Source organism: Mycobacterium arosiense ATCC BAA-1401 = DSM 45069 (assembly GCF_002086125.1).
GTDB lineage: Bacteria > Actinomycetota > Actinomycetes > Mycobacteriales > Mycobacteriaceae > Mycobacterium > Mycobacterium arosiense.
In genome coordinates, this window is the sequence record NZ_MVHG01000034.1 from 13,740 (window position 1) to 26,471 (window position 12,732).

Annotated in this window: 12 protein-coding genes and 2 pseudogenes; 12 read left to right on the forward strand and 2 right to left on the reverse strand. The window is 70.7% G+C overall.

Annotated features, from left to right (window positions below; genetic code table 11):
• The first annotated feature begins 161 nt into the window (after positions 1–161).
• From rplS to BST14_RS14865, 4 genes and pseudogenes are all read left to right on the forward strand, one after another.
• Positions 162–503, forward strand: a complete 342-nt coding sequence (gene rplS / locus BST14_RS14850; protein WP_064877853.1) for a 50S ribosomal protein L19 — start codon at positions 162–164, stop codon at positions 501–503.
• 102 nt (positions 504–605) lie between these two features.
• Positions 606–1,484, forward strand: coding sequence for a signal peptidase I (gene lepB, locus BST14_RS14855; RefSeq protein ID WP_083065146.1), 879 nt, complete (start codon positions 606–608; stop codon positions 1,482–1,484).
• A gap of 2 nt (positions 1,485–1,486) precedes the next feature.
• Positions 1,487–2,294, forward strand: a pseudogene (locus tag BST14_RS14860) (ribonuclease HII).
• A gap of 4 nt (positions 2,295–2,298) precedes the next feature.
• Positions 2,299–2,604, forward strand: coding sequence for a DUF2469 domain-containing protein (locus BST14_RS14865; RefSeq protein ID WP_003875077.1), 306 nt, complete (start codon positions 2,299–2,301; stop codon positions 2,602–2,604).
• 6 nt (positions 2,605–2,610) lie between these two features.
• On the opposite strand, the gene BST14_RS14870 is transcribed toward BST14_RS14865, so the two are convergent.
• The gene (locus BST14_RS14870) at positions 2,611–3,381 is read right to left on the reverse strand and encodes a GAF and ANTAR domain-containing protein (RefSeq protein WP_083065147.1); all 771 of its coding nucleotides are present in this window, start codon (positions 3,379–3,381) and stop codon (positions 2,611–2,613) included.
• Positions 3,382–3,613: 232 nt separating this feature from the next.
• On the opposite strand from BST14_RS14870, the gene BST14_RS14875 reads away from it, so the two are divergent.
• The 8 genes from BST14_RS14875 (at position 3,614) to BST14_RS14915 (ending at position 12,068) form a co-directional block, all read left to right on the forward strand.
• Positions 3,614–4,591, forward strand: a complete 978-nt coding sequence (locus BST14_RS14875; protein ID WP_083065116.1) for an NAD-dependent epimerase/dehydratase family protein — start codon at positions 3,614–3,616, stop codon at positions 4,589–4,591.
• A 111-nt stretch (positions 4,592–4,702) separates the two neighbouring features.
• Positions 4,703–5,524: a formate dehydrogenase accessory sulfurtransferase FdhD gene (gene fdhD / locus BST14_RS14880; RefSeq protein ID WP_083065117.1), complete on the forward strand. Its 822-nt coding sequence runs from the start codon at positions 4,703–4,705 to the stop codon at positions 5,522–5,524.
• A gap of 443 nt (positions 5,525–5,967) precedes the next feature.
• On the forward strand, positions 5,968–6,345 hold the full coding sequence (locus BST14_RS14890; RefSeq protein ID WP_083065119.1) for a YraN family protein: 378 nt from the start codon (positions 5,968–5,970) through the stop codon (positions 6,343–6,345).
• On the forward strand, positions 6,345–7,856 hold the full coding sequence (locus tag BST14_RS14895) for a YifB family Mg chelatase-like AAA ATPase (protein WP_083065120.1): 1,512 nt from the start codon (positions 6,345–6,347) through the stop codon (positions 7,854–7,856). Before BST14_RS14890 ends, BST14_RS14895 begins: the two co-directional genes overlap by 1 nt.
• 34 nt (positions 7,857–7,890) lie before the next feature.
• Positions 7,891–9,063 carry a DNA-processing protein DprA gene (gene dprA / locus BST14_RS14900; RefSeq protein ID WP_438502166.1) on the forward strand — a complete coding sequence of 391 codons (1,173 nt, stop codon included), beginning with the start codon at positions 7,891–7,893 and terminating at the stop codon, positions 9,061–9,063.
• Between the two features lie 33 nt (positions 9,064–9,096).
• Positions 9,097–9,954, forward strand: coding sequence for a siderophore-interacting protein (locus BST14_RS14905; RefSeq protein WP_083065122.1), 858 nt, complete (start codon positions 9,097–9,099; stop codon positions 9,952–9,954).
• A 24-nt stretch (positions 9,955–9,978) separates the two neighbouring features.
• Complete coding sequence (locus BST14_RS14910; RefSeq protein ID WP_083065123.1) at positions 9,979–11,139, forward strand: lactate 2-monooxygenase; 1,161 nt, start codon at positions 9,979–9,981, stop codon at positions 11,137–11,139.
• A 32-nt stretch (positions 11,140–11,171) separates the two neighbouring features.
• Complete coding sequence (locus BST14_RS14915; protein ID WP_083065124.1) at positions 11,172–12,068, forward strand: tyrosine recombinase XerC; 897 nt, start codon at positions 11,172–11,174, stop codon at positions 12,066–12,068.
• A gap of 12 nt (positions 12,069–12,080) precedes the next feature.
• Here the strand turns inward: BST14_RS14915 and BST14_RS14920 are convergent.
• A pseudogene (locus tag BST14_RS14920) lies at positions 12,081–12,566 on the reverse strand (M23 family metallopeptidase); the annotation flags it as partial.
• Between the last annotated feature and the right edge of the window lie 166 nt (positions 12,567–12,732).

Consider the following 12,732-nt stretch of genomic DNA (forward strand, 5'->3'; position numbering starts at 1 on the left):
GGCACAATTGACCAGTTGTCTCCAGTGGTTGCCGGCCGGTCGAGCCGTTTCCCGCCCGCTGCGAGATACGCCAGAAAAGCCCGAAACCATCGGCGTGGCGACCGCCTCACACCTGCGTGTGGGTAGCTGCCGCCGGCCGCGACTTCAAGGAAGTGTCTCGCATGAACCGGCTGGACTTCGTCGATCAGGCGTCGCTGCGCGACGATATCCCGGTTTTCGGCCCGGGCGACACCATCAACGTGCACGTGAAGGTCATCGAGGGCGCCAAGGAGCGTATCCAGGTGTTCAAGGGCGTGGTGATCCGTCGCCAGGGCGGTGGCATCCGTGAAACCTTCACCGTCCGCAAGGAGAGCTACGGCGTCGGCGTCGAGCGGACCTTCCCGGTGCACTCGCCCAACATCGACCACATCCAGGTGGTGACCCGCGGTGACGTCCGCCGCGCGAAGCTGTACTACCTGCGGGAACTGCGCGGCAAGAAGGCCAAGATCAAGGAGAAGCGCTGAGCCGGGACGCCTTGGCGGCGCTGATGATTCGTCCTCCCACGCCCCGGTGCGGATCGCTTGCCGGTGTACCGGGCCACAACACGCGCTGGCTACGCTGATCCCGTGACCGATACCGCGGATTCATCGAAGCCCGAGCCCCACGCCGGCGAGTCAGATCCGAAGGTCTCTACCCGCAACCTTCAGATGCGTCCCGATGACGCCGCGACGACGGCCGGAGCGCCGGCGACGGACACGCCCGAGGCGGACTCCAAGCGTTCGACGTTGCGCGAATTCGCGATCCTGGCGGTGATCGCCGTCGTCCTCTACTACGTCATGTTGACCTTCGTGGCGCGGCCCTACCTGATCCCGTCGGAATCCATGGAGCCCACGCTGCACGGGTGCACGGGCTGCGTCGGCGACCGAATCATGGTCGACAAGGTCAGCTACCGGTTCGGCGCCCCGCGCCCCGGTGACGTCATCGTCTTCAAGGGCCCGCCGCCGTGGAACCTCGGCTACAAGTCGATCCGGTCCAACAACACCGTGCTGCGCTGGGTGCAGAACGCCCTGTCCTTCATCGGTTTCGTGCCGCCGGACGAGAACGACTTGGTCAAGCGCGTCATCGCGGTCGGCGGCCAGACGGTGCAATGCCGGGCCGAGACCGGGTTGACGGTCGACGGCAAGCCGCTCAAGGAGCCGTACCTGGATCGCAACACCATGGCCGCAGACCCGTCGGTGTACCCATGCCTGGGCAGCGAGTTCGGGCCGGTTCACGTCCCGGCGGGACGGCTGTGGGTGATGGGCGACAACCGGACGCACTCGGCTGACTCGCGCGCCCACTGCACCAGCGTGCCGGCCGAGGCCCTCAAGGGGGTGTTATGCACCGGCGACCCCAACTCGGGAACCGTGCCGGTGTCCAACGTGATCGGGAAAGCCAGGTTCATCGTGTGGCCGCCGTCCCGGTGGGGTGGCGTGGGATCGGTGAACCCGCAGCAGAATAGGTAGCCATGGCCACGACGTGGCCGCCGCGGACGGTGATCCGTAAGTCGTCGGGGTTACGCACCCTGGAATCGGCGCTGTACCGCAGCGGGCTGGGCCCGGTCGCCGGCGTCGACGAGGTCGGCCGCGGCGCCTGCGCCGGACCGCTGGTGGTGGCGGCCTGCGTGCTCGGCCCCGGTCGACTGGAAAGCCTTGCCGCCCTTGATGATTCCAAGAGACTCACCGAGGCCGCCCGGGAGAAGCTGTTCCCGCTGATTCGCCGCTATGCGCTCGCCTACCACGTGGTGTTCATCCCGCCGGCAGAGGTGGACCGGCGCGGCGTGCACGTCGCCAACATCGAAGGCATGCGCCGTGCCGTCGCCGGGCTGTCGGTGCGGCCCGGCTACGTGCTCAGCGACGGCTTCCGGGTGCCCGGCCTGGCCGTGCCGTCGCTGCCGGTCATCGGCGGTGACGCCGTCGCGGCGTGTATCGCGGCGGCCAGCGTGCTGGCCAAGGTCAGCCGGGACCGGCTGATGGTGGCCATGGAGGCCGACCACCCCGGTTATGGTTTCGCGCTGCACAAGGGCTACGGCACGCCGGCGCACAGCGCGGCGCTGGCGCGGCTGGGCCCGTGCCCCGAGCATCGCTATTCGTTCATCAACGTGCGGCGCGTGGCCAACGGCTCGGGCGGTCGGGTGGTGGCCGAGTGCAAACCGGACCCACCGCTGCAGCGCGACGGATCTCGGTGAGGAAAGATGGGACCGAGATTCCCACCCCGGCGAACGGCCGCTAGCGCGGGGATGTCCGGGAAAACTGTCTTCGGAGAAGGACGTCTGAGCAGATGAGTGCAGAAGATCTCGAAAAGTATGAAACCGAGATGGAGCTCTCGCTGTACCGCGAATACAAGGACATCGTCGGCCAGTTCAGCTACGTCGTGGAGACCGAACGGCGCTTCTACCTGGCCAACAGCGTGGAGATGACGCCACGCAACGCCGACGGCGAGGTCTACTTCGAGCTGCGACTGTCCGACGCCTGGGTGTGGGACATGTACCGGCCGGCGCGGTTCGTCAAGCAGGTGCGGGTGGTCACTTTCAAAGACGTCAACATCGAAGAGGTCGAAAAGCCCGAGCTGCGGCTGCCCGAATAGCCGCCGTCAGGTATTCGGGGGAGGCTCGCCCGCGCCGGGGGCGGGCAGTTGGCCTCGCCGCTCGATGACCTCACGCGCGACGTCGGTCAGCTTGATGTTGAGCGCCTGGGAGTGGCGACGCAGCAGATCGAACGCCTGGGCCTCGCTCAGGTCGTGCAGCATCATCAACATCCCGACGGCCTTGCCGATCTCGCGGTTGCTGAGCAGTCCGCGGCGCAGGCTGGCGGCGTCCTCGCCCTTGGCGACCGCGTTGATCGCGACACTGGCGAATGCGGCCAGCACCGCGGCCCGCCCGGCGGATTCGGCGTCGAACATGTTCGGGGTGTCGCTGAACAGATTGAGCGCCGCCCCCTTGCGTTTGTCGATCAGGAGGCGGAACCCCATCGCGCCACGCACCGGGGTCTCCGCGACCAGGATTTTCGCCAGTCGCGGCCACAGCGACGGGGTCGTCAGATCGGGGTCGATCTGCGGCGTCTCCTCCTCGATGGCATCGATGCAGGGGCCGTCGCCGGCCCGCCTTTCGATGTCGTCGATGTGCTTGGCGAGCGGGTCGCTGGCGCCGACGGTGATGTATTTGTCGTTCTCGCGCACCAACAGGCTGGCGTGGTCGCACCCGCGGACCGTCAGCGTGGCGGCGATGCAGATGGCCGCATACATCTGATTGGCGTCAGAGCCGGAATAGATGATCTCTGCGAGGGCGGCGAACACCGTCGCCGGGTCGGCCTTCTCTCCGCCCGTCGCGGTTGGGTCCGCGTCAGTCTTCGATTGGTCCGCCATGTCATGCCTCATTCCTGCGGTGTCGGCGGTGCTGTCCGTTTGATCGCCGTAGATTACCGCCGCCGGTATCAGGCTTACACGCCGTTTCGTCCGGTTGCGCCGATCGGGGATCCTGCCGGTGACCGCTGACCGCCGAACCCGCCGGCAGCTCACGGGCCGCGACACGTTGAAAAGATGGTTCTACCACGCGCGCGGGGTTTCGGCCCGCCGGCGGGAGGGAAGGACGTTGGGAATGGGAGTGACCGTCGCGGTGACCGGACCCACCGGGGAGATCGGTATCTCCGCGGTGACGGCGCTGGAACGCGAGCCCGCCGTCGACGCGATCATCGGGATGGCTCGCCGGCCGTTCAACCCGTCGTCGCGCGGCTGGCTGAAGACCACCTATCAGCAGGGCGACATCCTGGACCGTGAGGCCGTCGACGCCCTGGTCGCGCAGGCCGACGTGGTGATCCACCTGGCCTTCATCATCATGGGATCGCGCGACGAGAGCGCCAGGGTGAACCTGCAGGGCACCCGCAATCTGTTCGAGGCGACGGTGGCCGCCGAGCGGCCGCGGCGCCTGGTGTACACCTCGTCGGTGGCGGCGTACGGCTACCATTCCGACAACCCCGCCCCGCTGACCGAGGACGTGGCCGCCCGCGGGTTCTCCGAGCATTACTACTCCGAGCAGAAGGCGGCCTGCGAGGCGCTGCTGGCCGACATCACCAAGGATTCGTCGCTCGAGGTGTTCGTCCTGCGGCCGTGCATCGTCGCGGGCCCCAAGGCCACCGCGCTGGCCGACGCCATGCCGTGGAACCAGCTGCCCGGCCCGGTGCGCGCGGTGGTCAAGGCCGTGCCGGCCCTCAAGCCCGTGGTGCCCGATCCGGGCTACCCCCTGCAACTGGTCCACCACGATGACGTTGCGACGGCGATCGCGCTGGCGGCCACCGCCCCGGCGCCGCCGGGGGTGTACAACATCGCCGGTGACGGGGTCGTGACGGTGGCCGACGTGGCCAGGGCGCTGGGCGGCCGGCCGGTGCGGGTGCCCGCCGTCGCCGCGACGGCGGCCTCGGCGGCGATCTCGCGGGTGCCGGTGCCCTCCATGCTGGAATGGCTGCACACCGCGCGGACGTCGATGGTCATGGACACCACCAAGGCCAAGACCCAACTGGGTTGGCGCCCGCTGCACTCCTCGGCCCAGACGCTGGACGCGCTGGCCTCGGGGGCGTGAGAGCCGCTGTTCTCCTGCGGCGGCCGCCCGCCGGCCAAGGTAGTTTGATCCGATGGGGCTCGAGCGTTTCGCCGCGTCTCGCGATGTCGCCGGCGACGGTGAAATCGCCTAGTGGGACACGTCACGTCGCGCCGGCGGGTGAGGCATCTGACCGCCGGCGAAGCGATCACCCGACCGGAAACCCTGGTCGTCGAGGAGCCGTTGGAGATCCGCGTCGACGGCGCGGCGGTCACCGTGACGATGCGCACCCCGGGATCGGACTTTGAGCTCGCCCAGGGTTTTCTGCTCACCGAAGGCGTCATCGCGGGCCGCGACGACGTGCACAGCATCCGCTACTGCGCCGGGCGCGACGACGACGGCGCGAACACCTACAACGTGCTGGACATGACGCTGGCCCCCGGGGTGCAAAAGCCCGTCCTCGACGTCACCCGCAACTTTTACACCACCTCGTCGTGCGGGGTGTGCGGCAAGGCGTCACTGGATGCGGTGCGGTTGCACAGCCGGTTCTCGCCCGGCACCGATCATGTGACCGTGGCCGCGGCCACCCTCAAGGCAATGCCAGGTCAATTGCGTTCCGCGCAAAAGGTTTTCGACAGCACCGGGGGCCTGCACGCCGCGGCTTTGTTCGGCGCCGACGGCTCGATGCTGGTGGTCCGGGAGGACGTCGGACGGCACAACGCGGTCGACAAGGTGATCGGTTGGGCGACCGAACACCGGCGGATACCGCTGCAGGCCTCGGTGTTGCTGGTCAGCGGGCGGGCGTCGTTCGAGCTGACGCAGAAGGCCGTCATGGCCGGGATTCCGGTGTTGGCGGCCGTGTCCGCGCCGTCGTCGCTGGCGGTCTCGCTGGCCGAGGAGTCCGGCGTCACGCTGGTCGCGTTCCTGCGGGAGGACTCGATGAACATCTACACCAGGGCGGACCGGATCACCTAGGCCGATGGCGGCGACCCGCTGCGCTCGGCTACGCCGCGCTTGCGATCGCCGCGAAGCCGATGGCGGCGACCCGCTGCGCTCGGCTACGCCGCGCTTGCGATCGCCGCGAAGCCGATGGCGGCGACCCGCTGCGCTCGGCTACGCCGCGCTTGCGATCGCCGCGAAGCCGATGGCGGCGACCCGCTGCGCTCGGCTACGCCGCGCTTGCGATCGCCGCGAAGCCGATGGCGGCGACCCGCTGCGCTCGGCTACGCCGCGCTTGCGATCGCCGCGAAGCCGATGGCGGCGACCCGCTGCGCTCGGCTACGCCGCGCTTGCGATCGCCGCGAGCGGTCACCTGCGGCTGTGGATGGGCGCCGCACTGGGGATAACCGGGCGTCGCGGGTGGCCTCGGGTGGCGTCGACGGCCCTTCCCGTCGGGGTCACCGGGCACCGTCGCCGGCATGACAACCGAAACGACCATGACCCGGATCCAGCTGGGGGCGCTGGGTGAGGCGCTCGCCGTGGACCATCTGACCCGGATGGGATTGCGGATAGTGCAGCGCAATTGGCGCTGCCGCTACGGCGAGCTCGACATCATCGCCCGCGACGACGCCGCTTCGACGGTGGTCTTCGTCGAGGTGAAGACCCGCACCGGCGACGGCTATGGCGGGCTGGCGCACGCCGTCACCCCGCGCAAGGTGCGGCGGTTGCGCAGGCTGGCCGGGCTGTGGCTGGCCGGCCAGCACCAGCGCTGGGCCGCGATCCGCATCGACGTGATCGGGGTGCGGATCGGGCGCCGCCGCACCCCCGAGATCACCCACCTGCGGGGGATCGGCTGATGGCGCTGGGACGCGCGTTCTCCGTCGCGGTGCGCGGCGTGGACGGACAGATCGTCGAGATCGAAGCCGACATCAGCTCCGGGCTGCCGGGCGTGCACCTGGTGGGATTGCCCGACGCCGCCCTGCAGGAGTCCCGCGACCGGGTCCGGGCAGCCGTCACCAACTGCGGCAACGACTGGCCGGCGGCGCGGCTCACCCTGGCGCTGTCGCCGGCGACGCTGCCCAAGATGGGGTCGGTCTACGACATCGCCCTGGCCGCCGCGGTGCTATCGGCGCAGCGCAGAAACCCCTGGGACCGGCTGGAGAAGACGGTGCTGCTCGGTGAGCTGTCCCTGGACGGCCGGGTCCGGCCGGTGCGCGGGGTGCTGCCCGCGGTTTTGGCCGCCAAGCGCGACGGCTGGCCGGCCGTGGTGGTTCCGGTCGACAACCTCGCCGAGGCCAGCCTCGTCGACGGCATCGGCGTGTGGGGCGTACGCACCCTTAGACAGCTACGCAAGTGGCTCGGCGGCACCGGCGCCCTGGACGGCAGGATCGACGCGAAACCCACCGACGGCCGGCCCGAGGCGGATCTGGTCGACGTGGTCGGGCAGACGCAGGCGCGGTTCGCGGTGGAGGTGGCCGCCGCCGGGGCGCACCACCTGATGCTCACCGGCCCGCCGGGGGTCGGCAAAACGATGCTGGCGCAACGCCTGCCGGGGCTGCTGCCGCCGTTGACGGAGGCTGAGTCGCTGGAAGTGACCGCGATTCACTCGGTGGCCGGGCTGTTGTCGGGCGACACACCCTTGATCACCAGGCCGCCGTTCGTGGCGCCCCATCACAGTTCCAGCGTCGCCGCTCTGGTCGGCGGTGGATCCGGGATGGCGCGCCCGGGCGCGGTCAGTCGGGCCCATCGTGGGGTGCTGTTTCTCGACGAGTGCGCCGAGATCCGGGTCAGCGCGCTGGAGGCCCTGCGAACGCCGTTGGAGGACGGCGAGATTCGCCTGGCCCGCCGCGACGGCGTGGCGTGTTACCCGGCCCGGTTCCAGCTGGTGCTGGCCGCCAACCTGTGTCCGTGCGCGCCGGCCGACCCGCAGGACTGCATGTGCGCGGCGGCGGCCAAGCGCCGCTACCTGGGCAAGCTCTCGGGACCGCTGCTGGACCGGGTGGACCTGCGCGTCGAGATGCACCAGGTGAAGGCCGGGGCGTTCGCGGGTAAAGACGCCGAGTCGACGGCGCAGGTGCGCCACCGGGTCGCGCAGGCCCGCGCGGCCGCCGCCCAGCGCTGGCAACCGCACGGGTTTCGCACCAACGGCGAGGTCAGCGGGACGCTGCTGCGCCGGAAGTTCCGCCCCAGCAACGCCACCATGGAGCCGCTGCAACGGGCGCTGGACCGGGGGCTGCTCAGCATCCGCGGCCTCGACCGCACGTTGCGGGTCGCATGGAGCCTGGCCGACCTGGCGGGCCGCACCTCGCCCGGGACCGACGAAGTCGCCGCCGCACTGAGCTTCCGTCAACCAGGGGCGCAGCGATGAGCGCCGTAGCGCAGCGACTGGCAGGGCGATGACGATGGCGCTCGACGACCCCGCGCTGCGCGCCTGGGCCTACCTATCCCGGGTGGCGGAGCCGCCTTGCGCCGAGCTCGCGGCGCTGGTGCGCGGCGTCGGTCCGGTCGAGGCGGCCGACCGGGTCCGCCGTGGACTCGTGGACGACGATCTGGCCCGCCGCACCGAGGTCAGGCGCGAAATTGACTGCAGCGCAGCGGATCTTGAGATGCTCGCCCGGCGCGGCGGCCGGTTGATCACCCCCGACGACGACGAATGGCCGTTGCTGGCGTTCGCCGCGTTCCGCGGTGCCGCGCCGCGACCGGGCGGCGGCGCGCCGATGGTGGCGCCGATGGTGTTGTGGGCACTGGGACCCGTTCGGCTCGATGAGGTCGCGCACCGGGCGGCCGCCGTGGTCGGGACGCGCGCGTGCACCACGTACGGCGAACACATCGCGGGCGAGCTGGCGGCCGGGCTGGCGCAGCGCGACGTCGCGATCGTCTCGGGGGGCGCCTACGGCATCGACGGCGCGGCACACCGCGCCGCGCTGGACTGCGACGGCATCACCGTCGCCGTCCTGGCCGGCGGGCTCGATGTCCCCTACCCGAGCGGTCACACCTCGCTGCTGCACCGCATCGGCCAGCACGGGCTGCTGTTCAGCGAATACGCGCCCGGTACCCGCCCGGCCCGCCACCGGTTCCTGACCCGCAATCGGCTGGTCGCCGCCGTGGCCGGGGCCGCGGTGGTGGTGGAGGCCGGACTGCGCAGCGGCGCCGCCAACACCGCGGCTTGGGCGCGGGCGCTGGGGCGGGTGGTCGCAGCGGTGCCCGGGCCCGTGACGTCCTCGGCGTCGGCGGGCTGCCATGCGCTGCTGCGCAACGGCGCCGAGCTGGTGACCCGGGCCGACCACGTCGTCGAGCTCATCGGCCACATCGGCGAACTGGCAACCGAGGATCCCCACCCGGCGACGCCGCTCGACGGCCTCAGCGAGGCCGAACGCCGGGTCTATGAGGCGCTGCCGGGCCGCGGCGCCGCCACCGTAGACGAGATCGCGGTCGCCTCCGGAATGGTTCCCGAGCTGGCGCTGGGACCGCTGGCGATGCTCGAGCTGGCCGGGTTGGTGCAGCGGCACGAGGGGAGGTGGCGAATCGTCCGGGTCCGCGCGGGCCGGGCCGCAGCTACGACTCGACTCGTATAGTCGAGCGGGGGCCGGGGTTGAAGAGGAGGACAAGTGGCAGGTCGACCACTGCAATGCTTCGAAGTTGTTGGTACCGAACAACTCACACCGCACATGGTGCGGATAGTGCTCCGAGGCAAGGACTTTGACGCCTTCGTGCCCAGCAAGTTCACCGATTCCTACGTCAAGCTGGTGTTCGTCGCCGACGACGTGGACGTGGCCGGCTTGCCCGAGCCGCTGACTCTGGACAGCTTCGCCGACCTGCCGCCGGAGAAGAGGCCGTCGGTGCGGACCCTCACCGCGCGCCACGTCGACGTCGAGAAGCGCCAGATCGCGCTGGACATCGTCGTGCACGGCGAGCACGGCATTGCGGGCCAGTGGGCGTCCACGGCCCAGCCCGGCCAGCCGATCTATCTGATGGGGCCTGGCGGGGCGTACACACCGGACCCGGCCGCCGACTGGCACCTGTTGGCCGGCGACGAATCGGCGCTGCCGGCCATCGCCGCGGCGCTGGAAGCGTTGCCCCCCGGCGCCATCGGCAAGGCGTTCATCGAGGTGGCTGGCCAAGAGGACGAGATGCCGTTGAACGCGCCCGAAGGCGTCGAGGTGCATTGGGTGTACCGCGGTGGGCGTGCCGATTTGGTCCCCGAGGACCGTGCCGGCGACCACGCGCCGCTGATCGAGGCGGTAAAGAGCGCCCCGTGGCTGCCGGGCCAGGTGCACGTCTTCATCCACGGGGAGGCCCAGGCCGTCATGCACAATCTGCGCCCCTACATCCGCAAAGAGCGTGGCGTGGACGGCAAGTGGGCCTCGTCGATCTCGGGCTACTGGCGTCGCGGCCGCACCGAAGAGACGTTCCGGCAATGGAAGAAAGAACTGGCGCAGGCCGAGTCGGCGAACTCGTCAGCCTGACGGCCGCCTGGCATTGTCTTTTCCATGGCATTCGGCGACTACCAGAACGAGATCTACTTCAAGGGCCTGGGCGGGGTTGCGCCCGCGCTGCCGATGGCCTTCGCGGAGCTGGAGGCCCGCGCCGAGCGGGCGATGTCGCCGTCGGTGTGGAGTTACGTCACCGGCGGCGCCGGCGACGAACGCACGCAGCGGGCCAACCGCGAAGCCTTCGATCGCTGGGGTCTGATACCGCGGATGTTCGTCGGTGCCGCCGCTCGTGACCTGTCGGTGCAGCTGTTCGGCCTGACCTTGCCGTCGCCGGTGTTCATGGCACCGATCGGCGTCATCGGCATCTGCGCTCAGGACGGCCACGGCGACCTGGCCACCGCACGCGCGGCCGCGGCCACCGGCGTCCCGATGGTCGTTTCCACCCTGACCGCCGACCCCATGGAAGACGTCGCCGCGCAGTTCGGTGACACCCCCGGCTTCTTCCAGCTGTACACCCCGAAGGACCGCGACCTGGCCGCCAGCCTCGTGCACCGTGCCGAAGCCGCCGGCTACAAGGGCATCATCGTCACCCTGGACACCTGGATTCCGGGATGGCGCCCCCGCGACCTCACCACGGCCAATTTTCCGCAGTTGCGGGGGCTGTGCCTGAGCAATTACACCAGCGACCCGGTCTTTCGCGCCGGCCTGCAGCGCCCGCCGGAAGAGGACCCGCAAGGCACCGTCCTGCAGTGGGTGACGACCTTCGGCAACCCGCTGACCTGGGACGACCTCGGGTGGTTGCGGTCGCTGACCGACCTGCCGCTGATCATCAAGGGCATCTGTCACCCCGACGACGCCCGGCGCGCCAGGGACGGCGGCGTCGACGGCATCTACTGCTCCACCCACGGCGGGCGCCAGGCCAACGGGGGCCTGCCCGCCCTCGCGTGCCTGCCGGGCGTCGTCGAGGCGGCCGACGGGCTACCGGTGCTGTTCGATTCGGGCATCCGCAGCGGCGCCGACGTCGTCAAGGCGCTGGCGCTGGGCGCCACGGCCGTGGGCATCGGCCGCCCGTACGCCTACGGCCTGGCGCTCGGCGGAGTCGACGGCATCGTGCACGTGCTGCGCTCGATCCTGGCCGAAGCCGACCTCATCATGGCCGTCGACGGCTATCCCACGCTCAAAGATCTCACCCCGGACACGCTTCGGCGCGTCGACTAGAGCGCCCGACAGCGCCCTGCGACCGTGGGGTAGTGCAGGCGATTCTCGACGAGTTCGACGAGTACCTGGAATTGCAGTGCGGTCGCTCGACGCACACCCGCCGCGCCTACCTCGGCGACCTGCGCTCGCTGCTCGCCTTCGTCGGCGACCGCGGCGCGGGCCTGGACGGGCTCAGCCTGCCGCTGCTGCGCTCGTGGTTGTCCGCCGCCGCCGCGGCCGGCGTCGCCCGCACGACGCTGGCCAGGCGCACCTCGGCCGTCAAGGCCTTCACCGCGTGGGCCGTACGCCGCGGGGTGCTGAGCGCCGATCCGGCGGCGCGGCTGCAGGTCCCCAAGGCGCACCGCACCCTGCCCGCGGTGCTGCGCCAGGACCAGGCCGCCGACGCCATGGCCGCCGCCGAATCCGGTGCGCAGCAAGGTGATCCGTTGTCGCTTCGCGACCGGCTGATCGTCGAGATGTTGTACGCCACCGGGATCCGGGTCAGCGAGCTGTGCGGCCTGGACATCGACGACGTCGACACCGGTCATCGCCTGGTGCGCGTGCTGGGCAAGGGCAACAAGCAGCGCAGCGTGCCGTTCGGCCGGCCGGCCGGCGAGGCGCTCGACGCGTGGCTGGCCGACGGGCGCCCCGCCCTGGTCAACGCGCAGTCGGGTCCGGCGCTGCTGCTGGGCGCGCGGGGCCGCCGGCTCGACGTTCGCCAGGCGCGCACGGTGGTGCACCAGACCGTCGCCGCGGTGGACGGCGCGCCGGACCTGGGGCCGCACGGCCTGCGGCACAGCGCGGCGACGCACCTGCTCGAAGGCGGGGCCGACCTGCGGGTGGTCCAGGAGCTGCTCGGGCACTCCAGCCTCGCGACCACCCAGCTCTACACCCACGTCGCGGTCTCCCGGTTGCGCGCGGTGCACGATCAGGCCCACCCCCGGGCCTGAGCCGCCTCACGGGTTCAGCGGTTTGAGCCGGATCGGCGTGGACTTCAGCAGGCCCAGCGGATCGACGTAGTGCGCACCCGAGGCCGGCCCCCACATGGCGCCCCAGTGCAAGCACGCCGGGGCCGGGCACCCGGCGTGCCCGGCGACCAGCTCGCCAATCACCGTCGCGGCCGTCACCGGCTGGCCGACCCGCACATCGGCCCGGACCGGCTCATAGCTGGTGTGCAACCCACCGGGGTGGGCCAGCGACACCACGGGCCGTCCCGCCAGCAACCCGGCGAACACCACCGTCGCCGCGCCCGCGGCATACACCGGCTGACCCGGCACACCGGCCAAATCAACGCCCCGGTGTCCCGGATGCCAGTCTTGGGCCGGGGCGTCGAATCCCCGGACGACGGCCGGCGGCGGGCGCAACGGCCACTGCAGGCGATCCTCGGCGGCAACCGCCGGCACCGCGCTGACCAGGCCCGCACACAACAGGAGCGCACTCCACCGCATCCACGCAGTTCAACGCGCCCCGAACGGCGGGTCCACCCGGGTCCGGCCGGGTCTGTGGACCAGCGCCCGGGCTGGGGAAGCGTGGCAAAAGAACCTGCTGAGTCGGTGTAAACTCCTTCCTCGCAGCTCGTTCGCGGGCTGACTTCGCGCGTCTGCATCGCGTCTT

Coding starts and splice junctions, on each gene's coding strand:
- rplS (WP_064877853.1), top strand. CDS start 162: ATGAACCGGCTGGACTTCGTCGATCAGGCGTCGCTGCGCGACGATATC.
- BST14_RS14865 (WP_003875077.1), top strand. CDS start 2,299: ATGAGTGCAGAAGATCTCGAAAAGTATGAAACCGAGATGGAGCTCTCG.
- BST14_RS14870 (WP_083065147.1), bottom strand. CDS start 3,381: ATGGCGGACCAATCGAAGACTGACGCGGACCCAACCGCGACGGGCGGA.
- BST14_RS14875 (WP_083065116.1), top strand. CDS start 3,614: ATGGGAGTGACCGTCGCGGTGACCGGACCCACCGGGGAGATCGGTATC.
- BST14_RS14890 (WP_083065119.1), top strand. CDS start 5,968: ATGACAACCGAAACGACCATGACCCGGATCCAGCTGGGGGCGCTGGGT.
- BST14_RS14895 (WP_083065120.1), top strand. CDS start 6,345: ATGGCGCTGGGACGCGCGTTCTCCGTCGCGGTGCGCGGCGTGGACGGA.
- dprA (WP_438502166.1), top strand. CDS start 7,891: ATGGCGCTCGACGACCCCGCGCTGCGCGCCTGGGCCTACCTATCCCGG.
- BST14_RS14910 (WP_083065123.1), top strand. CDS start 9,979: ATGGCATTCGGCGACTACCAGAACGAGATCTACTTCAAGGGCCTGGGC.